Origin of the sequence: Roseibium sp. (assembly GCF_048260565.1) — a bacterium.
Classification (GTDB): Bacteria; Pseudomonadota; Alphaproteobacteria; order Rhizobiales; family Stappiaceae; genus Roseibium.
On the sequence record NZ_JBLXGP010000005.1, the window covers coordinates 292,649 to 312,571 of the forward strand.

Annotated in this window: 18 protein-coding genes; 9 read left to right on the plus strand and 9 right to left on the minus strand. The window is 61.4% G+C overall.

Features of this window, described 5'->3' with window-relative positions; all coding sequences use genetic code 11:
* The gene (locus ACN0SO_RS14145) at positions 1–1,215 is read left to right on the plus strand and encodes a class I SAM-dependent methyltransferase (protein ID WP_417678731.1); all 1,215 of its coding nucleotides are present in this window, start codon (positions 1–3) and stop codon (positions 1,213–1,215) included.
* A 41-nt stretch (positions 1,216–1,256) separates the two neighbouring features.
* Here the strand turns inward: ACN0SO_RS14145 and ACN0SO_RS14150 are convergent, their stop codons facing one another.
* From ACN0SO_RS14150 to ACN0SO_RS14185, 8 genes are all read right to left on the minus strand, one after another.
* Entirely contained in the window at positions 1,257–2,021 is a 765-nt protein-coding gene (locus ACN0SO_RS14150; RefSeq protein ID WP_417678733.1) for an SDR family NAD(P)-dependent oxidoreductase, read from the minus strand.
* A 113-nt stretch (positions 2,022–2,134) separates the two neighbouring features.
* The gene (locus ACN0SO_RS14155) at positions 2,135–3,760 is read right to left on the minus strand and encodes a dihydroxyacetone kinase subunit DhaK (RefSeq protein ID WP_417678735.1); all 1,626 of its coding nucleotides are present in this window, start codon (positions 3,758–3,760) and stop codon (positions 2,135–2,137) included.
* An 11-nt stretch (positions 3,761–3,771) separates the two neighbouring features.
* Positions 3,772–4,767, minus strand: coding sequence for an ABC transporter ATP-binding protein (locus ACN0SO_RS14160; RefSeq protein WP_417678737.1), 996 nt, complete (start codon positions 4,765–4,767; stop codon positions 3,772–3,774).
* On the minus strand, positions 4,760–5,857 hold the full coding sequence (locus ACN0SO_RS14165) for an ABC transporter ATP-binding protein (protein WP_417678739.1): 1,098 nt from the start codon (positions 5,855–5,857) through the stop codon (positions 4,760–4,762). The genes ACN0SO_RS14160 and ACN0SO_RS14165 overlap by 8 nt, the downstream gene beginning before the upstream one ends.
* Positions 5,858–5,860: 3 nt before the next feature.
* Complete coding sequence (locus ACN0SO_RS14170; RefSeq protein WP_346911078.1) at positions 5,861–6,049, minus strand: hypothetical protein; 189 nt, start codon at positions 6,047–6,049, stop codon at positions 5,861–5,863.
* A complete protein-coding gene (locus ACN0SO_RS14175) occupies positions 6,046–6,981 on the minus strand; it encodes a carbohydrate ABC transporter permease (RefSeq protein WP_417678742.1) in 936 nt (311 codons plus the stop codon). Before ACN0SO_RS14175 ends, ACN0SO_RS14170 begins: the two co-directional genes overlap by 4 nt.
* Positions 6,978–7,925: a carbohydrate ABC transporter permease gene (locus ACN0SO_RS14180; RefSeq protein WP_417678744.1), complete on the minus strand. Its 948-nt coding sequence runs from the start codon at positions 7,923–7,925 to the stop codon at positions 6,978–6,980. The genes ACN0SO_RS14175 and ACN0SO_RS14180 overlap by 4 nt, the downstream gene beginning before the upstream one ends.
* A gap of 82 nt (positions 7,926–8,007) precedes the next feature.
* Positions 8,008–9,315: an ABC transporter substrate-binding protein gene (locus ACN0SO_RS14185; protein ID WP_417678797.1), complete on the minus strand. Its 1,308-nt coding sequence runs from the start codon at positions 9,313–9,315 to the stop codon at positions 8,008–8,010.
* A gap of 217 nt (positions 9,316–9,532) precedes the next feature.
* Between ACN0SO_RS14185 and ACN0SO_RS14190 the strand changes: the two genes are divergently transcribed.
* The 3 genes from ACN0SO_RS14190 to coaA are packed head-to-tail and all read left to right on the plus strand — an operon-like array spanning position 9,533 to position 12,123.
* A complete protein-coding gene (locus ACN0SO_RS14190) occupies positions 9,533–10,588 on the plus strand; it encodes a LacI family DNA-binding transcriptional regulator (protein WP_417678746.1) in 1,056 nt (351 codons plus the stop codon).
* The gene (locus tag ACN0SO_RS14195) at positions 10,588–11,103 is read left to right on the plus strand and encodes a TRAP transporter large permease subunit (RefSeq protein ID WP_417678748.1); all 516 of its coding nucleotides are present in this window, start codon (positions 10,588–10,590) and stop codon (positions 11,101–11,103) included. Before ACN0SO_RS14190 ends, ACN0SO_RS14195 begins: the two co-directional genes overlap by 1 nt.
* Positions 11,104–11,118: 15 nt before the next feature.
* Positions 11,119–12,123 carry a type I pantothenate kinase gene (gene coaA, locus ACN0SO_RS14200; protein WP_417678750.1) on the plus strand — a complete coding sequence of 335 codons (1,005 nt, stop codon included), beginning with the start codon at positions 11,119–11,121 and terminating at the stop codon, positions 12,121–12,123.
* A gap of 44 nt (positions 12,124–12,167) precedes the next feature.
* Here coaA and ACN0SO_RS14205 read toward each other — a convergent pair whose 3' ends face one another.
* Positions 12,168–12,842, minus strand: coding sequence for a class I SAM-dependent methyltransferase (locus ACN0SO_RS14205; protein ID WP_417678752.1), 675 nt, complete (start codon positions 12,840–12,842; stop codon positions 12,168–12,170).
* A 241-nt stretch (positions 12,843–13,083) separates the two neighbouring features.
* Here ACN0SO_RS14205 and ACN0SO_RS14210 point away from each other — a divergent pair, with 241 nt between their 5' ends.
* The 5 genes from ACN0SO_RS14210 (at position 13,084) to ACN0SO_RS14230 (ending at position 19,899) form a co-directional block, all read left to right on the plus strand.
* The gene (locus ACN0SO_RS14210; protein WP_417678800.1) at positions 13,084–14,004 is read left to right on the plus strand and encodes an ABC transporter permease; all 921 of its coding nucleotides are present in this window, start codon (positions 13,084–13,086) and stop codon (positions 14,002–14,004) included.
* 62 nt (positions 14,005–14,066) lie between these two features.
* Entirely contained in the window at positions 14,067–15,086 is a 1,020-nt protein-coding gene (locus ACN0SO_RS14215) for a sugar ABC transporter substrate-binding protein (protein ID WP_417678754.1), read from the plus strand.
* Positions 15,087–15,257: 171 nt separating this feature from the next.
* Positions 15,258–17,321, plus strand: coding sequence for an ABC transporter permease (locus ACN0SO_RS14220; protein ID WP_417678802.1), 2,064 nt, complete (start codon positions 15,258–15,260; stop codon positions 17,319–17,321).
* Positions 17,318–18,397 carry a strictosidine synthase gene (locus ACN0SO_RS14225; RefSeq protein WP_417678756.1) on the plus strand — a complete coding sequence of 360 codons (1,080 nt, stop codon included), beginning with the start codon at positions 17,318–17,320 and terminating at the stop codon, positions 18,395–18,397. Before ACN0SO_RS14220 ends, ACN0SO_RS14225 begins: the two co-directional genes overlap by 4 nt.
* On the plus strand, positions 18,394–19,899 hold the full coding sequence (locus tag ACN0SO_RS14230; RefSeq protein ID WP_417678758.1) for a sugar ABC transporter ATP-binding protein: 1,506 nt from the start codon (positions 18,394–18,396) through the stop codon (positions 19,897–19,899). The genes ACN0SO_RS14225 and ACN0SO_RS14230 overlap by 4 nt, the downstream gene beginning before the upstream one ends.
* The last annotated feature ends 24 nt before the right edge of the window (positions 19,900–19,923 follow it).

A 19,923-nucleotide genomic window follows, 5' to 3' on the forward strand; every position in this document is an offset into this window, starting at 1 on the left:
ATGAGTGAGATCGACCAATCCGCGGCTTTGATCGCAGAACAAAAACCCCCTCTTTGGCAACGCATGATCTGCCGTTGGGCCGAACGCATTTCCCGCGGGCGACTGACCCTCGTCTTCGCCGACGGTCGGGAATTTCAGGTCGAAGGCTCCGAACCCGGCCCCTCGGCCATGCTTCAACTGAACAACGCGAGCGCCTTCTGGAAGGTCATCGGTAACGGCAGCCTCGGCTTTGCCCGCGCCCATATGGACGGGGATATCGACAGCCCGGACATGCTCGCCTTCCTGGAACTGGCGCTCGTCAACGAAGACCGGCTTCAGGGTCCGATGCGCGCCTCGTCAATCGGCCGATGGACCGCGCGCCTGCGCCACCTCCTGAACAGCAACACCCGCGCGGGCAGCAGGCGCAACATCGCCTTCCACTACGATCTCGGCAACGCGTTCTATGGCCACTGGCTGGACAGGACGATGACCTATTCCTCCGCCCTCTACGAGCGGCGGGACATGTCGCTGGAAGAGGCGCAAGCAGCCAAATACGACCGCATCATCGCATCGCTCGACATCGGCCCCGATGACCATGTGCTTGAGATCGGCTGCGGCTGGGGAGGTTTTGCCGAACATGCCATCAAAAAAACCGGCTGCCGGGTGACCGGCCTGACCCTGTCGAAAGAACAGGCGGACCACGCGCGTCGGCGGCTGGCGCTGGCGGGCCTGTCCGCCCTGGCCGACATTCGCCTGGAGGATTACCGGGACGTGCGGGGACGCTTCACCAAGATCGTGTCGATCGAAATGTTCGAAGCCGTCGGCGAGGAAAACTGGCCCGTCTATTTTAACCGGGTGCGCGACCTTCTGGCGGAGGGCGGCAAGGCGTCGATCCAGGTCATCACCATCGACGAGAGCCGGTTCCGGAATTATCGGCGCGGCGCGGATTTCATCCAGACCTATATCTTTCCCGGCGGCTTTCTGCCGTCGGTGGCGGCTTTTGAGCAAAGCGCCAGGAAAGGCCGGCTTGAGGTCGCCGACAGCCTGCGCTTCGGCCAGGATTACGGCCGCACGCTGCTTGCCTGGGATCGGGCCTTCGCCGACAACTGGTCGAAGATCCGCCCCCTCGGCTTCGACGATCGCTTCTACCGGATGTGGCGCTATTATCTTCACTATTGCGCCGCCGGCTTCCGCTCCGGCCGGCTGGACGTCGTCCAGTTCACGCTTGCCCGTTAGGGTAACCCGGGTTTCTCGCCTTCCTTAAGCCCTGCGCCGGATCAGGCACGATCCTCGCGCAGCATCTTCTTCGTCGCGGCGAAGAAAAGCGGATAGGGCAGTAGCCGCAGAAGCTTGAGCAGGAAGACCATGCGTTTCGGGAAGGCGATCTCGAACCGCCTGGCGCGAAGTCCCCGGACGATCCGCCCGGCCGCGTCTTCCGCCGAAATCATGAACGGCATGGGGAAGTCGTTCCGGTCGGTCAGCGGCGTTTGCACGAAGCCCGGATTGATCACGCTGACGGCGATCCCCTTTTCCTTCAGTTCCGGATAGATCGCTTCGCCAAGCGTGATCAGCGCCGCCTTGGTCGCCCCGTAGACGCCTCCGCCCGGCAGACCCGCATAGCCGGACACCGACGCGATCATGGCGACATGCCCGCTGCGCCGCGGCACCATCCTGCCGAGCACGGCGTCCAGGCAATGGCTGGTCCCCACCAGATTGACGCTGACCGATCTGGCCACGAGATCCGCATCGAACCGGCCCGGTTCATCGCGAAGGTAGATCCCCGCCGCAAAGACGGCGAGATCGACGGGACCCATGGTTTCTTCTATGTCCGCAACCGTCCGGCCAACGGCCTCGCCATCCCGAATATCGACGGCAAACGGCCTGATCGCGCCATCGGTTTCCGACGCCAACAGGTCCAGGTCCTCGACGTTACGCGCACTGGCCGCGACCCGGTACCCGTCATCGACGAGCTTCAAAGCAAGCGCGCGTCCAATCCCCGAACTCGCACCGACAACCCATGCCAGCTTTTGACGATCCGCCATGACAGTCCCCCTTGTTCCCACAAGGCGCCAGGCCCGCGCGGGACATTTTTCAAGATCCGTTTGTAATACGGATCCGGAGGGCCTGCGGATCAGTCGGGGGCGGAGTTAGAGCGTCACGGGAGACGCGCCACATGCTCGAACAGCAGCGCGACGGCTTCCGCGCCCGGATCGTTATGGCCCATCAGCTGTTCCGCATTGAGATAGGAGGCGCGGCCCGCATTGGCCTTGGAAAGCGTTGCGGTGTGATCGGCGCCCTTGCGTGCGGCGGCAGCCGCAGCGACGAACCCGTCGCCGAGAGCCTCCAGCGCCGGGTGCAGGGCATCGATCATGGTCCGGTCACCCGGTTCGGCGCCGCCGATCTGCTGCATCCGCTCCAGACCGGCCTTCAACGCGTCGCGCATCTGCAGGCCGGACGAGGAGGCATCGCCGGCGGCGGCAAAGAAGATCGCCAAGAGCACGCCGGAGGATCCGCCCATGGTCTGGCTCAGTTCCTGTCCGATGGCCCGGAACAGCTGCGTGGGATCGGCAAGCGGCAGGCTGTCCATCGATGCAATCAACGCACGCGACGCATTTGAAAGCGTCGAGCCCGTATCCCCGTCGCCCGACTTCGCATCCAGGGCATTCAGGTCGGCTTCCGCCGAAATCAGGAGTTCGCAACAGGAAGTCAGGAAGGCCCGCGTCGGTTCATGCGGCGACGGCATCGCCTTGATCGGAGCCAGGCCGTCGGGAAGCGGAAGCACCCTGGTTTTTTCAAGCGCGACACAGCCGGGCCAACCCGACACCGGGGTCGGTGCGGACAGCAGCTCCGCATCTCCATCGGCCAGTTCCATCAGCGACACGGAAAAGCCGTGCATGTCGAGGGACGTCATCATGGAGGCCGGCCCGACCATCCACTTGATCTGGTGCCCGATGGACGACTGCATCAGTTCGTTGGCGAGAAGCCCCATCTCCAGAACCGACGCCGCGCCGAGGTTGTTCACCAGGGCCACATGGGGCCTGTCGGACATAGCCACCCGCAGCTTGTCGACCACCGCGTCCATGGCCTGCCTCGCATCGACGAAGGCAACCTGTTCGAAGCCCGCCTCGCCGTGGATGCCGAGCCCGAGTTCGGCCTTGCCTTGGGGAATACGATGCTCCTTCGGCGAGCCCGGAACCGTGCAGGTGTCCAGCGACATGCCGATGCTCTTGATGTTTCCGATCGCCCGCCGTGCGGTTTCCGCTACCGTCTCCAGCGCCGCTCCGCTTTCGGCCAATGCGCCGGCAATCTTGTGCACGAACAGGGTCCCGGCCACGCCGCGCGCCTGGGGCAGGTCCGGCAGGGCGACGTCGTCGTCCACCACCACCATGTCGACCTTGTGACCGAAGGCGCGTGCCCGTTCCGCCGCCAGACCGAAATTCAGGCGGTCGCCGGTGTAGTTCTTGACGATCAGCAGGCATCCGGCAGGCCCGGTCACCGCGAGAATGGCGGCCAGAACCGCATCGACGGACGGCGATGCGAACACATCTCCGCACACGGCGGCCGTCAGCATGCCCTTGCCGATGAACCCCACATGGGCCGGCTCGTGGCCCGAACCGCCGCCGGAGACCAGCGCGACCCTGGATTTGGTCCAGTCGCTGCGCACCACCACACGGATGTGCGGATAGCCGTCCAGGCGGGCAAGGGTTCCGCCAGCCGCGGTCAGCGCGCCATCGATGGCTTCGGTGACCAGATCTTCTTTTTTGTTCATGAAATGCGTCATGTGGCCCTCCCTCAGGCGAGTCTTGCGCCAGAGGCGTCAAAGTAAAGCGGGTTTCTCGGCTGGATCTTCACCATGTCCCCATGGGTCAGTGTCGTGTGTGCATCCGTTACCGTCACGAGATCATGGTTCTTGTAAACCAGGTGCAGGCGGGTCTGGTCGCCCAGATGCTCGACCCGGTTGACGAAGCTCTCCTCGCCTTCGCCCTGAACGACATGTTCCGGACGCAGGCCAATGGAGACAGCCCCTATGGGCGCTCCGGCGAAAAGATCCGCAGGCAGAATGTTGATCCGCGGCTGACCCAAACGGCTGGCCGCATAAACGCTGACCGGATTTTCATAAATCTCGCGCGGTGTGCCGAACTGCACCAGTCTGCCCTGATCCAGAACCCCGATCTGGGTTGCCATGGTCATGGCTTCGATCTGGTCATGGGTGACGTAAAGCAGCGTTGCCCCGGAGTTCGCCTGGATGTTCTTCAGCTCCACCCGCAGGTCCGACCGCAGCTTGGCGTCGAGCGAGCTCAACGGCTCGTCCATCAGATAGACCGACGGATTTCGCACCAGCGCCCGGCCGATGGAGACCCGCTGCATTTCCCCGCCGGAAAGCGCCGTCGCCTTGTTGTCCAGCTTGTGGGAGATCTGCAGGATTTCCGCGACCTCGGCCACCTTGCGGTCGATCTCCGCCTGCGGCGTGCGCAGCATCGGCGACTTCAACGGGAATTCCAGGTTCTCCCGCACATTCATGTGCGGATAGAGGGAATACTGCTGGAACACCATCGCGACATTGCGATGAGCGGGCGACAGTCCGGCCATCGAATGCCCGCCGATCGACACGGTCCCGGCATCCGGAGTGTCTAGCCCCGACACCATGCGCAGGAGCGAGGTCTTGCCCGCCCCCGTCGGCCCGAGCAGGACGACGAAGGACCCGTCCGGAACGGTCATGGTCACGTCGTCGAGCGCGACCGTCGATTCGAAGCTTTTGGAAATTCCGGAAAGTCTGACTTCAGCCATGGTGAAGGACCTCCTCGTTCGCAGTCGACAGCAAGGCCTTTCCTGTCGTCGCGTCGAAAACCGTCAGCTTGCGCGCATCCAGATCCACCCCGGTCCGCTCGCCGACACGCACGGACACATCGGAGGGAATCCGCGCCTTCAACACGCCGTTCGCGGTTTCCAGCGTCACGATCTGGGTGGTGCCCAGATATTCCTGCGCAACCACCTGCCCGCGATAGGCGGCCCCGTCGTTCAGCGCCACATGCTCCGGACGCACGCCGAGGGTCAGCGCCCCTTGGGCGCCAGTCAGTTGCTTCGGCACGTTGAATTCCGCCCCGCCGAGGCTGACGCGGGTCGCGCCGTTTCCAACGGTTCCCTCGAAGTCGAGGAAGTTCATTGGCGGGGAGCCGATGAATTCGGCAACGAATTTCGTGGCCGGCCAGTCGTAGATCTGCTGGGGCACACCGAATTGCTCGATGACGCCGTGGTTCATGACGACGATCTTGTCGCCCATCTGCATGGCTTCGAGCTGGTCATGGGTGACATAAACCGTGGTCGCGCCCATGCGGTCGTGAAGGGCACGCAGTTCCTCGGCCATGTGTTCGCGGAATTCCGCATCGAGCGCACCCAGGGGCTCGTCCATGAAAAAGGCCTTGGGCTCGCGGACGATGGCCCGGCCCAGCGCGACCCGCTGACGGTCCCCGCCGGAAAGCCCTCCGACCGGGCGGTCGAGCAGATCCTCGATCCTGAGGATCTTCGCGACCTCCGCCACCTTCTCCTTCACCTTCGCCCGGGGCATACCCTGGCTGATCAGCGGATAGCTGATGTTCTTGCGCACGTTCATGTGCGGATAGAGCGCGAACATCTGGAAGACGAAGGCGATGTCCCGCTGGCTCGCCCTTTTCTGGCTCACTTCCTCGTCGTCGATATAGATGTGCCCGCTGGTCGGCAGTTCGAGCCCGGCCATCATCCGCAGGGTCGTCGTCTTGCCGCAGCCGGAGGGTCCGAGCAGCATGAAGAATTCGCCGTCCTCGATCGTGAACGAGGACGATTTCACGGCGGTGAATGAGCCGAATTCCTTGCGCAGATGTTCAATCCTGATCTGGGCCATCATCTACTCCGGAAAATGGCTGACGATGATGAACATCACCGTTCCGACCAGCGTGACGATGAAGGAATAGGTGTAGAGCCACAGGGCGAAGGGCTGCATCAGCATGAACACTCCAAGGGCGATCAGAACGGTGGCGACCATTTCCCATGGCCCCCGGCGCAGCCGCGACAAATCGGTAAGCAGCGTTTTCATTTCCGGACAGCTCCGAAGGTGATCCCGCGCAACAGATGCTTGCGCAGAAGAACGGTGAAGACCATGACGGGCACGAGGAACAGGGTGGCGCCGGCGGCGACCGCGGGCCAGTCCTTGCCCACGCCGATGATGGTCGGGATGAAGGGCGGTGCCGTCTGGGCCGTTCCCGAGGTCAGCAGGACGGCGAAGGCATATTCGTTCCAGGAGAAGATCAGGCAGAAGATCGCAGTCGACGCGATCCCGGTCGCGGCTTGCGGCAACACCACCTTGTAGAAGGCCTGGAACCGGGTGTAGCCGTCGATCAGGGCGGCTTCCTCGTATTCGATCGGGATCTCGTCGATGAACCCTTTCAGCAGCCAGACGGAGAGCGACAGGTTGACCGCCGTATAGAGCAGGATCATGCCCAGGTGGGTATCCGACAGGCCGAGCTGGCGGAACATCAGGAAGATCGGGATCGCCACCGCGATCGGCGGCATCATCCGGGTGGACAGGATGAAGAACATCAAATCGTCCTTCAGCGGCACCTTGAAGCGCGAGAACCCGTAGGCCGCGAGCGTTCCGAGAAACACCGACAGGAAGGTCGATCCAAAGCCGATGATGACCGAGTTGAGAAAGCGTTCCCCGTACCGGCTCGGCCCGGAAATCACCATGTCGTACTGACGGACGATCTTGTCGTACCAGGTTTGCGGCGGGCCGAGGTCGCCCAGGGCTTCCGGCGACAGTCTGGTCCGGGTGGTGAACAGATTGACGTAGCCCTCAAGCGTCGGCTCGAACACCACCTTGGGCGGATACGCAATGGCGTCGTTCGGGGATTTGAAGCCGGTCGCGATGATCCACAACAGCGGCAGCAGGGTCAGGAGCGCATAGCCCACGACCAGAACGCCGGCGATCCACTTCTGCCTGAGAGACGGCTGGGTAACGGAAAAGCTCATCGTTCCTTCACCTTGTTCAACGCCTTGACGTAGATTGAGGCCAGACCGAACACGGTCACGAACAGGATCACCGCATAGGCGCTGGCATAGCCGGTGCGCCACTTTTCGAAGGCTTCCCGCTTGAGGTTGATCGACGTCAGTTCGGTGACGCTACCCGGCCCGCCGCCGGTCAACTGCACGACCAGATCGAACATCTTGAAATTCTCGATGCCCCGGAACAGGACCGCCAGCATCAGGAACGGTAGGGCCATCGGGATGGTGATCGTCCAGAACTGGCGCCATTTGCTGGCACGGTCGCATTCCGCCGCTTCATAGATGGATTCAGGGATCGATCTGAGCCCTGCCAGGCAGATCAGCATGACGAACGGGGTCCACATCCAGGTATCGACGATGACGATCGCCCACGGCGCCAGCGCCACATCGCCGATCATGGAAAAGGACGACGGATCCGCCCCGGTCAAAAAGCCGATGAAATAATTGAACAGCCCGATTTGCGGCTGATAGAGGAACGTCCAGAAGTTTCCGACCACCGCCGGGCTCAGCATCATCGGCAGCACGATGATCGTGGTCCAGAGATCGTTTCCCTTGAACTTCTTGTTGATCAGATAGGCCAGCGTGAACCCGATGAGCACCTGCAGCACCAGCGTCCAGATGACGAAATGCGCGGTCGCCTGCATGGCGTTCCAGATGTCCGGATCGGTCAGGATCCGCTCGTAATTCCTCAAGCCCAGCCATTTCAGTTCCGCGCCCGTGCGATTGGCGCGGTAGTTGGTCAGGCTGAGCCGGATGGTCCAGATCAGCGGAAAGATATTGATTGCCAGCAACAGCAGGATCGACGGCAGGATAAACGTCCATCCGACGGCCCGGTCGCTCAGTCCCTTGATGCCACGCGCGGACCGTCCCTGCGGTGCCGATGGTGGCCGGGCATCCGTTTCATCCGTCATGATCGGTTACTCAATTCGAAAGGAAATAGTCTGAAGTGTCAGGCGAGGCCTCACCCGGCCCCGCCTGACGGGAGGAAGGCGCTTAGAGCTTGCCTTCGTCTTCGAAGGTTTCGGTCCAGTCGCGAACTAGGCCGTCGAGCGCTTCCTGTGCTGTGCCGTTGCCGGCGACGACATAGTCATGGAACCGCTTCTGGGTGTCCTGAAGCAGGATCGCATAGCTCGGCTCGGCCCAGAAATCCTTCACGACCGCCATGGAATCCAGGAAGGTCTGCGCATAAGGCTGGCTTTCCGGGAAGTCGGGGGCAAGTGTCACGGCCTTCAGGCAGGAGAACCCGCCCATTTTCCACCATTTCGCCTGAACTTCGGGCTTTGCGAACCACTTGATGTAGTCAAGCGCGGCGTCCTTCTTGTCCGAGTAGGACACGACGGAAATCCCCTGCCCGCCGAGCTGGGCGAACTGCTTGCCGTCCGGGCCCTTCGGATTGACGAAATAGCCGGTCTTGCCGTGGCCGACATTGGCATCGTTTTCGAAGCCGGGCCACGTGAAGGCGAAGTTCATCTGCATGGCGACCTGGCCGGACTTGAAGGCGTCGATGCCCTCGCTCATGTAGCCGTTGGACGAGCCCGGAGGCGTGCAGCAATCGTAGAGCGCCTTGTAGTATTCCAGGCCTGCGACGGCGCCCGGCGAATTGACATAGCCTTCCATGTCATAGGGCTTGTCCGGGTTTTCATACTGGAAGCCGAAGCTGTAGAGCACGTCCATCGCGCCCATGGTAATGCCTTCCGAACCGCGCTCGGTATAGATGGAGGCGCCATAGACGGTCTTGCCGTCGATCTCCCGGCCCTGGAAGAACTCGGCGATGTCCTTGAGTTCCGCAAAGGTCGTAGGCGCGGCCAGGTCGCGGCCGTATTTTTCCTTGAACTCGGCCTGCAGTTCCGGACGCTCGAACCAGTCCTTGCGATAGGTCCATCCGACCACGTCGCCGAAGGCGGGCAGAGCCCAGTAGTTCGGGGTGTTCTTCGGCCATTCGGAATAGCCGGTCACGGTGGCATCGATGAAGTCGCTCATCTTGATGCCTTCCTTGTCGAAGAAATCATTGAGCTTCACATAGTGGCCGTTTTCGGCCGAGCCGCCGATCCACTGGCTGTCGCCGATCATGAGATCGCACAATTTGCCGCCCGAGTTCAGCTCGTTCAGCATGCGGTCGGCGAAGTTCGGCCAGGGCACGAACTCGAAGCTCATCTTGTTGCCGCTCTGGGCCTCGTAGTCCTTGCTGAGTTCGACCAGCGCATTGGCCGGATCCCAGGATGCCCAGCACAGGGTCAGGTCTTCGGCCTGGGCAGCACCGGAAAAACCGCTCATGAGCAGACCGCACGCACCTGCGGTCATCAGAAATCTGGATTTCATTTTATCAATCCTCCCTAGAACAGACCGGCCATACCCTCCCCGGGACGGCGGCTCCGTTGCAGAAACACTAAATGAGACACGTGCCTCAAAACAAGCAAAAAATGACGCACGTGTCTCATTTTGTGCTATGGAAGGAGGGAGGAACCGGAAATCGGTCGCGTTCGCGGCACGGTCCGAAGGACAACAAGCAATTGATAAGATGAAGAAAAATTCATCCCAGGCACACAGCGACCCATTGGCCCGCCCGACCACGAAAGACCTCGCAAAATTCGCGGGCGTCAGCCGGGCCACCGTCGATCGCGTGCTGAACGGACGCGAAGGCGTCAAGCAGAAAACCATCGATCGCGTCAACGCCGCCATCAAGGAACTGGGCTTCGTCCGCAACCTGTCGGCGGCCAATCTCGCCAGGAACAAGAGCTACCGGTTCGTCTTCGTCCTGCCCCGTTCAGGCGACCTGTTTCACCGGGAAATCGTGCGCCATATCGACGAGGCGAACAGCATTCTCGTCAACGACATGGTCACCACCTATGTCGAACACCTGGACGAGAACGATCCCCATGGTATTGCCGCCTATCTGGGCACCCTGACCACCGACACGGTCGACGGCGTCGCGATCATGGCGCCGGAAACGCCCCAGGTGCGCGACGCGATCCACCGCCTGCAGGAACGCGGCGTCCAGACCCTGCCTTTCATTTCCAACCAGACGGGCACGGGCGACGACTGGGTCGGGATCGACAACAACGCCGCCGGCGCAACCGCCGCCACCCTGCTCGGCCGGTTCGTCCGGGCAGAGACCGGCAGTATCCTGATCGTCTCCGAAACCATGCAGTCGCGCGACAGCCTGGAACGCCGCCTCGGGTTCGACCGGATCATAAATTCCCGGTTCCCCCACCTCCACGCGCTGCCGTCGCTTGAGACCTACGGTTCTCCGGATCGCGCCCGCACCATCATATCCGAGGCCCTCAAGCGCCCGGACATCGTCGCGGCCTATATCCTGTCGTCGGAGGCGCGGGTCCCGCTGACGGTCCTCGATGAAATCCGGCTGCCGCAACCGCTCGTGACCATTGCCCATGAGCGGACCCCCTATACCGAGGCCGCGTTGAAAAGCGGACTGCTGGACGCCCTGATCACCCAGGATCCCGGCCACCTGGCAAGAAGCGCCATCCGAAAGCTGAAGGCCATGACCGATCAGCGCAGCACGCTGTTTTCACAGGAAAAGATCCGGGTGGAGATCCTTCTGGCGACCAATCTTTGATGCAAAACACGGCGTGCGCCTCCAACATCAAGTCAAGCCTTGCGCCGAAACAGCACTCCGGCTTCGGCCAGATCCTGCAGTTCCCCCCCTCGCCGATACCGGGCAATTTCGACAGGACCTCAGGTGTTTGTTCGCCGAGGCGTAGCGGCGGGCCGGCGCCATCGAGAGGCTTTCCGGACACCGGATCGGCGTGCGAATCCGAAGGTCACCGTTGTGCTGGCCCAGTACGACGACTCATCTCAAGTTACCCCGGCGCCTTTTCCATAGCCGGGCGTATTGCAATGAAGTTCGATTCCGTGTGTTTCGGCTTCATCGTTGCCAAGACAGCGAAAACCAGCCTCTTCACACCGCCCCTCGGACTGAACGCCGAGGTCAGCGCAGGCCGGACGCCCGCTCGCCTTCAGGAATTCTTTAAGGGATTGATCCCGTTTATCGTGATCGGCGTCAGCATCCTGTGTATTTTGATTGCCTTCCCGGAAATAACACTGTTTCTACCGGACCTGATGAACCAGTGAACACTCAAGGACGTGATGGACAAGCCTCAGGCGACAGAATTCCCTTCGGCCCAAACAGATCCTCTGGATCAGTTGTCCGGCAGCAAACTGTCCCCCTACCGCCGGTTTTCGGCACAGCAGTGGTCGGAGTTCCGGGCCGATACGCCGCTGACCCTATCGGAAGACGAGGTCAAGCGGCTGCGTTCGCTCGATGATCCCGTCGATCTCGACGAAGTCCGCCGCATCTATCTGTCCCTGTCCCGTCTCCTGTCGTCCCATGTGGACGCGTCGGTCAATCTGTTCCAGGAACGCCGGCACTTTCTCAATATCGACGAGGCAATCAAGACGCCCTTCGTGATCGGCATCGCCGGATCGGTTGCCGTCGGCAAGTCCACGACCGCCCGTATCCTGAAGGAGCTGATGGCTCGCTGGCCGTCGAGCCCGAAGGTCGACCTGATCACGACCGACGGCTTCCTGTGGCCCAACGCCACCTTGCAGGAACAGGGCCTGATGGAGCGCAAGGGCTTTCCCGAAAGCTACGATGTCGGTTCCGTCCTCCGCTTCCTGTCGCGGATCAAGGCGGGCGACCGATCGGTGCAGGCCCCGGTCTACTCACACCTCACCTATGACGTCGTCGCGGACGAGTATGTGACAATCGACCGGCCCGATATCCTGATCTTCGAGGGCATCAACGTGCTGCAGGTGCGCGACCTGCCCGAAGACGGCAAGATGGTGCCGTTCGTCTCCGACTACTTCGACTTTTCCATCTATATCGACGCCGAAGAAGAGCTGATCCACGACTGGTACGTGACCCGTTTCATGCGCCTGCGAGAGACCGCTTTCCGCGATCCGCAATCCTTCTTCCATCGCTATGCGGAACTCCCGGAAGAAGCCGCCCTGGCAAGGGCCGAGGACCTTTGGGAGAACATCAACCTGCGGAACCTGCACGAAAACATCCAGCCGACCCGCCCCCGTGCCGACCTGATCCTGAAGAAAGGATCGGACCACCTGGTCGAGGAGGTCCTGCTCCGGAAATTGTAAGGAAACAAGCCGGAGCCCAGTGAGCAAGAGTGCTGCCGGCCGTCTTACCGTTTCCGGAAATGGTAGGCAGCACAGGGTTGGTGCAGAAGATGTCCGCCCGACGAGCGATCGAGCGACTCCTCAAAGCGCTCTTCGACTTCTGCCCGGTTTTCTTCAAATATGCGTTTGCGTGCCGGGTCCACGCGGACAACCTGCTTCAGAAAATCCTCGAAAGCCGGATAGGAGCGCGAGAGCGTGTATTCGGCTTTGTCGAGCAGTTCGAACGTACCGCCATTCTGGGCCAACGTCGCCATGATCTGATGCGAGCGGGTGCGCACCACGGTTTCGTCTTCCACAAGACGGACCACGTCGAACATGGAGCCATAGGGATAAGGTTCCACGATATGCAGCCGTCCACCCGGGTTCAGGACACGGCAGGCCTCGTGGAGCGCAAGGGTCTGAACCTCCTGCGGCACGTGGTGGAACGAAAAGAAATAGCACAACAGATCCTGGGAACCGTCAGCGAGCGGCAAGGCTTCCGCACGCCCTTCCAGAACCGCTACACCGGACGGCAGCTTCTCCCGCGCCGCCGCAACCTTGTCCGGGTCGATTTCAATCGCGGAGACTATGGCTCCTGCTTGAGAGAGCTGAACCGAAAACGCACCGCTTCCCGCCCCGACATCGGCCACGGCCTTGTTTTTCAGATCGAAAAGCGTCGAAAGATGTTCGATATGTCCCAAACCGTTTTCCAGTCTTTCAGGGCCCCGCAATCGCGGGTTTCGTCATGACATAGCCTAAAGCTATGACTGCACTAAGATTTATGGATTAGCAGTAAATAACAATAGCGCTTCACACTCGCCGCAATTGGAAAGGCGCTGTTTTCGAGTGGCCGACCAAGCGGGAGGACAATCGAAGATGAAGCTCGGTGGACGTTTGAAGAATGTCTCGCAGGAGAAGATCGTTTTCACGATCACACTTGCGATGTTCGCAGTCTTCGCCTTTTCCCTAGATGGATTCATAGGAACAAGCAATCTCCTGGCTCTGTTGCGAAGTGTCGCAGTGCTTGGGATTTTGGGGCTGGGCATGTTGATTGTCGTCCTGGGCCGGGGCATCGACCTGTCCATGGTGGCCAACATGGCCATCTCGGTGGCCTGGACGATCCAGCTTGTCGGCACCGGCATGCCCTTGTGGGCGGCGCTTGCCATCGGCCTCGGCTTTGCGTTGGGGATGAGCCTGATCACCGGCATCCTGGTCGCCTTTGCCGAGATCCCGGCGATCTTTGCGACCCTCGCCATGGGGACCTTCATCTACGGCTTCGGCCGGGCCCATCTCATCACCGGCACGGATGTCGTCTATCTGCCGGCGAACTTCGGCTGGGCGGCCCAGATCGGACAGGGGCGCCTTCTGGGCGTACCGATCCCGATCATCCTGGCGGCAATCCTGGCTGTCGTCGTCTATCTCTTCCTGCGGTTCTCGAAGCACGGCTGGAACACCTACAACATCGGCGACAACACCCAGGCGTCCCGGATCACCGGCATCGCCGTGCGCCCGACCATGGTGCTCCAATACATGCTCTCCGGAACGGCCGCCTATCTTGCCGGCCTGATCACCGCGACGGCGGTGCAGTCGATGAACACCCGCATCGTCAATTCCAACATGATTTACGACGTCATCCTCATTGTCGTGCTCGGTGGCGTCAGCCTGTCGGGCGGCCGGGGCAGCGTCCGTAACGTCATCGTCGGCACGCTTCTGATCGGCGTTCTGGTGAACGGCATGACCATCATGGACATCCAGTACACCATCCAGAACGTGATCAAGAGCCTCATCCTTCTGCTCGCGATCGTCGCGGACAGCGTCATCAATCCACGTGACGAACAGACCGGACAGCAAGGCGATATCTGATCCGGTCCAAGCAACAAAAACACTGAATACCCAGCTGAATGAATACCTTGGAGGAAAGCAACATGACTTGGACCAATCTGAAGAAAATGGCCCTGTTGGCCGTGGCCGGGGTCGGCATTGCCGGCGGCGCGCTGGCACAGGAACCCAATGACCCGTTCCGCGGCCCGGCGCTCGAGGCCCTGAAAGACAAGTGGATCGCCTACCTGCCGATCTCCGCCGGCTTTGACCTGGCGCAAGCCTGGGGTGGCGTGGTCAAGGAAGAATCCCAGCGCTACGGCATGAAGTTCACGATTCAGGATCCGAACTGGTCGACCGATGCGATGGCGCAGGGCATGACCTCCCTCATTGCCGAGCACCCCGACGTGATCGTCACCCAGAACCCGGACACCCAGTCACTGGCGCGTCTGATGATGCAGGCCAACCGTCTCGGCATCACCGTGATCCAGATGAACATGCAAGGGGCCGTTCAGACCGATGCCTTTGTCGGGCCGGACTACGTCGCCATGGGCCGCGAGATTGCCGAAATGGCGATCAAGCAATGCGGCGAAGGCACCGACACCTCGCACAAGATCTCCATCGTGCAGGGCGTGCTCACGGGCGGCGTCAGCTACTTCCAGGTCCAGGGCATCATGGAGGTCCTGAAAGGGCGCGAGGACATTCAGATCGTCTCGAGCCAGGCAGCCGACTGGGATGCGTCCAAGGCACGGGCCATTACCGAAACCGTCCTTCAGCAGCACCCGGATCTCTGTGCCATTCTCGACATGTGGGATGGTCAGGCCATCGGTACCGGAGCCGCGGTCAAGCAGGCGGGCCTCGCCGACAGCGTCACCGTGATCACGTCCGGCGGGGGTGCTGCGAGCACCTGCGATCTGATCCGCGACGATACGTTCGACATCGTCTACAACTACGACGCGCCCGGCATGGGACGCGATGCCTGGACCGCGATCATGATCGCCCTGCAGAACGGCGGCGGCGGCAAGCTGAAGACACAGGTTTTCTCTCCGACCTACGTGATGACCAAGGACAACGTGGACAAGGCTTCCTGCTGGGATTCCGAAATCTACGCGAGCCGTCTCCGCTAGGGACATCCGCTCAAGGCGCAGGCCACAGGCTCACCGCCGTGGCCTGACGTCTCTCCAATTTCCAACGACAAGAACAATGACCACATTCATGGGGGAGATGGTCCCGTGTCGCTAGTACATAGCCTCAAGAAAGCCCGGTATCGCTTTTTCCCCGATCATGTCGTCGGCGAGATGCTCTCCAAGAGCTGGATCGACAACGCGATCCCCTTCACCTTCATGATCATCGTGGTCGGTGTCATCGGGTTGCTGCTTCCCAACTTCTTCACCGGAAGCAACATTTCGATCCTGGCCCGTCAATACGGCGAACTGGCCCTCGTGGTACTCGCCATGACGACGGTGATCCTGGTTGGCGGTATCGATCTCTCCGTCGGATCGAACTTTGCCCTCGCCAACTTCCTGATGCTCTATTTCCTCAACCTGGCGCATTTCCCTGTGGGCGTATCCGCACTCCTGACCGTTCTGATCACGGCCGGCGTCGGTCTGATCAACGGGCTGCTGGTCGGCTATCTGCGGCTCCGGGCGTTTCTGACCACACTGGTGACCCTGATTATCGTACGCGCGATCGTCGACCTGCTGCTTCTGGAATACGCGCAGGACATGTCGATGTCGTTCTACACTTCGCCGCTCTGGGACATGATGGGTCTCGGCGGGGTCTGGATCTTCCCCTTCAGCTTCGTCGTGCTGGTGGTTGTTGCCGTGATCGCCCACATCGCTTTCAGCCGATCCGGCCCCGGCTGGCGCCTTCTGGCCATCGGCGGTTCGCGCCGGTCCGCCTTCAACATGGGGCTGCCGGTCAAGCGGATCGTCTGTTCGGCCTATGTGATTTCCGGCGCCCTCGTCGGAATGGCCGGCGTTCTCTACGCTGCACGCCTGAGCGGCGCCGGCACCGACACGGGTATCGGACTGGAAATCTCGGCACTGACTGCTGCGATCCTGGGCGGCAATTCGCTCGGCGGCGGGCGCGGCTCCGTTCCCAAGGCCCTGATGGGCGCCGTGACCGTTCTGGTGCTGTCCAACGGCGTCCTTCGCCTCGGTCTCAACAGCGGTTCCGGACCGATGGTCCTCGGCCTCGCCCTTCTGTTTGCCGTCTTCGTGGACGTGCGCTGGATGAAGAACCGCCACAAGCTCCTCAGCAAGGTCTACGTTTCGCCCACCCTGATGGAGATGCCGGAACCCCGCCCGACCGATCACGGTCCGTTCGAGGTCAACGACCGTTTGAGCAAGGTCGACGTGATCGCCCTTGGCGAAGTGGAAAGCCCGGAAGACGTGATCCTCGACGAGGACGACAACCTCTACAGCGGCAACCGTCATGGCGACATCATCCGCTACTTCGCCCCCGACTACAAAACCCATGAGGTCTACGCCCATATCGGCGGCGCGCCACTGGGCATGAGCTTCGACAAGGACGGCAACCTGCTGGTCTGCGTCGGCGGCATGGGCCTCTACATGATCTCCAAAGCGGATCGAAGTGTCAGCAAGGTAACCGACGAAACCAACCGGTCCTTGTTCTCGGTCGTCGACGACAGCCGCCTGCGTCTGGCCGACGACCTGGATATCGCGCCCGACGGCAAGATCTATTTCTCCGAGGCAACAATCCGCTACGAGATGCATGACTGGCCCGTGGATGCCCTGGAGAGCCGCGGAAACGGCCGCATCATCTGCTACGACCCGGCCACCAAAAAGACCCGAACCGTTCTGAAGAACCTGATCTTCCCGAACGGGGTCTGCACCGCCCATGACGGCAAGTCGATCCTCTTCGCCGAGAGCTGGGGCTGCCGGATCAACCGGTATTGGCTGGAAGGCCCCAAGAAAGGCAAGCTTGAGATCCTCGCCGATAAGCTGCCGGGCTATCCCGACAACATCAACCGCGCCTCCGACGGGACCTATTGGGTCGCCATCATGGGCATGCGTTCTCCTGCCCTCGATCTCGCCCTGAAGATGCCGGGCTTCCGGCGGCGCATGGCACGGCGGATCGCGGCCGACCAGTGGCTCTATCCGAACCTCAATATCGGCTGCGTCGCCCGGTTCAACGACAAGGGCGAATTCATCGAGTCCATGTGGGACCGCCATGCCACCAACCACCCGATGATCACCTCCATGCGCGAGCACAAGGGCTGGCTCTATCTCGGCGGCATCACCAACAACCGGATCGGGCGGATCCGCCTTGAAGGCATGAACGACAGCTGGAGCGGTTGGTCCAGCTACTGGGGCGACAAGGCCCGGAGGCAGGCATGAGACAGACGTTTATCGCGCGGAAGCTCGACAGTTTCCTGGGGCGCGGCACTGCGGCCGTGACCGTACCGGCCCTGGATGGCGCCCTGAAACCGAACAACCGGCTGGAGGACTTACCGCAAGGGATTTCCGGACAGGCACCGGACTGCATCGTCTTCTGGCAGGGGCAGCCGCTCTGGTCGGACGGGGCAAAACTCGTCGCGCAAGACGGTATGAAGGTCGATCTCGGATCCGAGATCACCGCCCTGGCAACGAATGGCGAGACGCTGGCCGTGGCGACGCTTGCGGACGGATTGCAGGTGCTTGGCACCGGTTTCGAAGCCGTGACGCCGAACTGGAACAGGGATGTCAGGAACGTCACCGCCCTGGCCTTCGGACAGGATGGGAACATCTGGTTCTGCATCGGATCGGAGCGGAATGCGCCCACCGAGTGGCGCCGCGATCTGATGGAAATGAACCGCAGCGGTCTGATCGGCCGCGCCGATCCGACAACCGGCGAGATCCGCATCGTCAAGCACCGCTTGCGCTATCCTTCCGGCATTGCCGTACTCCCCAACGGGGCGGTCGTGTTCAGCGAGGCCTGGTCGTCTCACGTGGTCGAAATGGCCGCCGACGGCGCCATGACACGCATCGTTCTGGATGAAATTCCGGGCTATCCCGGACGCATTCAGGCGCGCGAAGGCGGCGGTTACTGGCTGTGCATCTTTGCCCCGCGCAGCACGCTGATCGAATTCGTCCTGAGAGAGCCCGGCTACCGCAAGGCCATGCTCCGAGAGGTGCCGTCCGATTATTGGGTCGCCCCCAATTACTCCAGCGGAAAGTCCTTCCATGAGCCGATGCAAGGCGGTGCCCTGAAGCAGATGGGCATCCTCAAGCCGTGGGCGCCGACCCTTTCCTATGGCCTCGTGATCGAACTGGACGAAGACTTTATCCCGGTGCGCAGTTTCCATAGCCGCGCGGGCGGCCGCCGGCACGGCATCACATCTGCCCTGGAAGCGGACGGCGACCTCTGGCTCACGGGGCGGGGTTCCGGAGAAGTCCTGCGCTTGAACCTTGAGACCGAGGGAGAAACGGCATGACGACACCCGTGGTCGAACTTCGAAATGTCACCAAGGAATTTCACGGCAACCCCGCGGTCAAGGGCGTTTCCTTCGAGTTGCACCCCGGCGAGATCCATTCATTGCTTGGAGAAAACGGTGCCGGCAAATCGACCCTGACGAAGATGATCGCCGGGGTCTATGAGCCGACCGACGGCGAAGTCCGCTATCTCGGCAACAAGGTGGCCTTCACCAGTCCGCAGGAAGCCCTGGAAAGCGGCATCGCGATGGTGTTTCAGGAAACCAGCCTGATCCCCTCGCTGACCGTCGCGCAGAACCTGGAACTGGGAAACGAGCAATTCCTGACACGCCTGCGCGGGCTTTGGATTTCCGCGCAGCAATTCCTGCAATCGCTCAGCTTCGAGGTGGACCCGACCGCCCTGGTCTCCCAGCTCGGCGCGGCGCAGAAACAGATGGTCGAGATCGCCCGCGCCGTCCGCCACAATGCCAAGGTGATCATCTTCGACGAACCGACGGCCACGCTGACGCCCGAGGAAAAATACCACTTCTTCAATCTCGTCAATCGCCTGAAGCAAAACGGCGTTTCGATCGTCTTCATCAGTCACGCCCTGGAAGAAGCCCTGACCATTTCCGACCGGATCACCATCCTGCGGGACGGCGAGCATGTCATCACGGATGAGGTCAAGGCCTTCGACCGCGACAAGATCATCGGCCACATGGTCGGGCGAAGCCTGACGAACGAGCTTTACGGCGACAAGCAGGGCAAGGAACGAAAGGGGCGGCCGGCCGGCAAGCGCGTGCTCTCGGTCCAGAACCTGTCCATGGGATCGATCGTGCGCAACACGTCGTTTTCCGTTTTCTCGGGCCAGGTTACCGGGGTCTTCGGTCTGGTCGGCTCGGGCCGTACCGAAACCTTCAAGATCATTTCCGGTGTTCTGAAACGCGACTTCTTCCATGGCGGAGAAGTGCGGCTCAGCGGCAAACCGGTGCGCTACCGTGTTCCGCGTCCGGCGATCCGGGACGGCATCGTCTATGTCACGGAAGACCGGAAGGTCGAGGGCTTCTTCGAAACCAAGTCGATCGCCCAGAACATCTATTCCGGCCTTGTCGGGGCTGATCTCAACGAAAGCCCGGTGATCAACTACGCCGAGATGACCGAACTGGCCAAGGTCTGGACCGAGCGTCTGAACGTGAAGGCGATCGACAACAATTCCAAGGTCATCGAGCTTTCGGGCGGGAACCAGCAGAAGGTCGTGCTCGCCAAGGCCCTGGTTCAGAAGCCGAAGCTGATCATTCTCGACGAGCCGACCCGCGGCGTCGACGTCGGCGCCATTGCCGAGATCCATGAAGTGATCAACGAACTTGCGAATGCCGGTTTGCCGGTGGTGATGATTTCTTCCTACCTTCCCGAAATCCTGGCCCTGTCCGACCGTATCCTCGTTTCACGGCTTGGGCGTATGGTCGAGGAATTCGCCATCGAGGAAGCGAGCGAAGAAAAAATCATGTACGCCGCCGTTCACTAGGTCGGTGCGCGAAGGGAGAGACAT

Coding starts and splice junctions, on each gene's coding strand:
- ACN0SO_RS14175 (WP_417678742.1), bottom strand. CDS start 6,981: ATGAGCTTTTCCGTTACCCAGCCGTCTCTCAGGCAGAAGTGGATCGCC.
- ACN0SO_RS14230 (WP_417678758.1), top strand. CDS start 18,394: ATGACGACACCCGTGGTCGAACTTCGAAATGTCACCAAGGAATTTCAC.
- ACN0SO_RS14165 (WP_417678739.1), bottom strand. CDS start 5,857: ATGGCCCAGATCAGGATTGAACATCTGCGCAAGGAATTCGGCTCATTC.
- ACN0SO_RS14155 (WP_417678735.1), bottom strand. CDS start 3,760: ATGACGCATTTCATGAACAAAAAAGAAGATCTGGTCACCGAAGCCATC.
- ACN0SO_RS14225 (WP_417678756.1), top strand. CDS start 17,318: ATGAGACAGACGTTTATCGCGCGGAAGCTCGACAGTTTCCTGGGGCGC.
- ACN0SO_RS14220 (WP_417678802.1), top strand. CDS start 15,258: ATGCTCTCCAAGAGCTGGATCGACAACGCGATCCCCTTCACCTTCATG.
- ACN0SO_RS14170 (WP_346911078.1), bottom strand. CDS start 6,049: ATGAAAACGCTGCTTACCGATTTGTCGCGGCTGCGCCGGGGGCCATGG.
- ACN0SO_RS14190 (WP_417678746.1), top strand. CDS start 9,533: ATGAAGAAAAATTCATCCCAGGCACACAGCGACCCATTGGCCCGCCCG.
- ACN0SO_RS14215 (WP_417678754.1), top strand. CDS start 14,067: ATGACTTGGACCAATCTGAAGAAAATGGCCCTGTTGGCCGTGGCCGGG.
- ACN0SO_RS14180 (WP_417678744.1), bottom strand. CDS start 7,925: ATGACGGATGAAACGGATGCCCGGCCACCATCGGCACCGCAGGGACGG.
- ACN0SO_RS14150 (WP_417678733.1), bottom strand. CDS start 2,021: ATGGCGGATCGTCAAAAGCTGGCATGGGTTGTCGGTGCGAGTTCGGGG.
- ACN0SO_RS14195 (WP_417678748.1), top strand. CDS start 10,588: ATGCAAAACACGGCGTGCGCCTCCAACATCAAGTCAAGCCTTGCGCCG.
- ACN0SO_RS14185 (WP_417678797.1), bottom strand. CDS start 9,315: ATGACCGCAGGTGCGTGCGGTCTGCTCATGAGCGGTTTTTCCGGTGCT.
- ACN0SO_RS14145 (WP_417678731.1), top strand. CDS start 1: ATGAGTGAGATCGACCAATCCGCGGCTTTGATCGCAGAACAAAAACCC.
- ACN0SO_RS14160 (WP_417678737.1), bottom strand. CDS start 4,767: ATGGCTGAAGTCAGACTTTCCGGAATTTCCAAAAGCTTCGAATCGACG.
- ACN0SO_RS14210 (WP_417678800.1), top strand. CDS start 13,084: ATGTTCGCAGTCTTCGCCTTTTCCCTAGATGGATTCATAGGAACAAGC.
- coaA (WP_417678750.1), top strand. CDS start 11,119: ATGGACAAGCCTCAGGCGACAGAATTCCCTTCGGCCCAAACAGATCCT.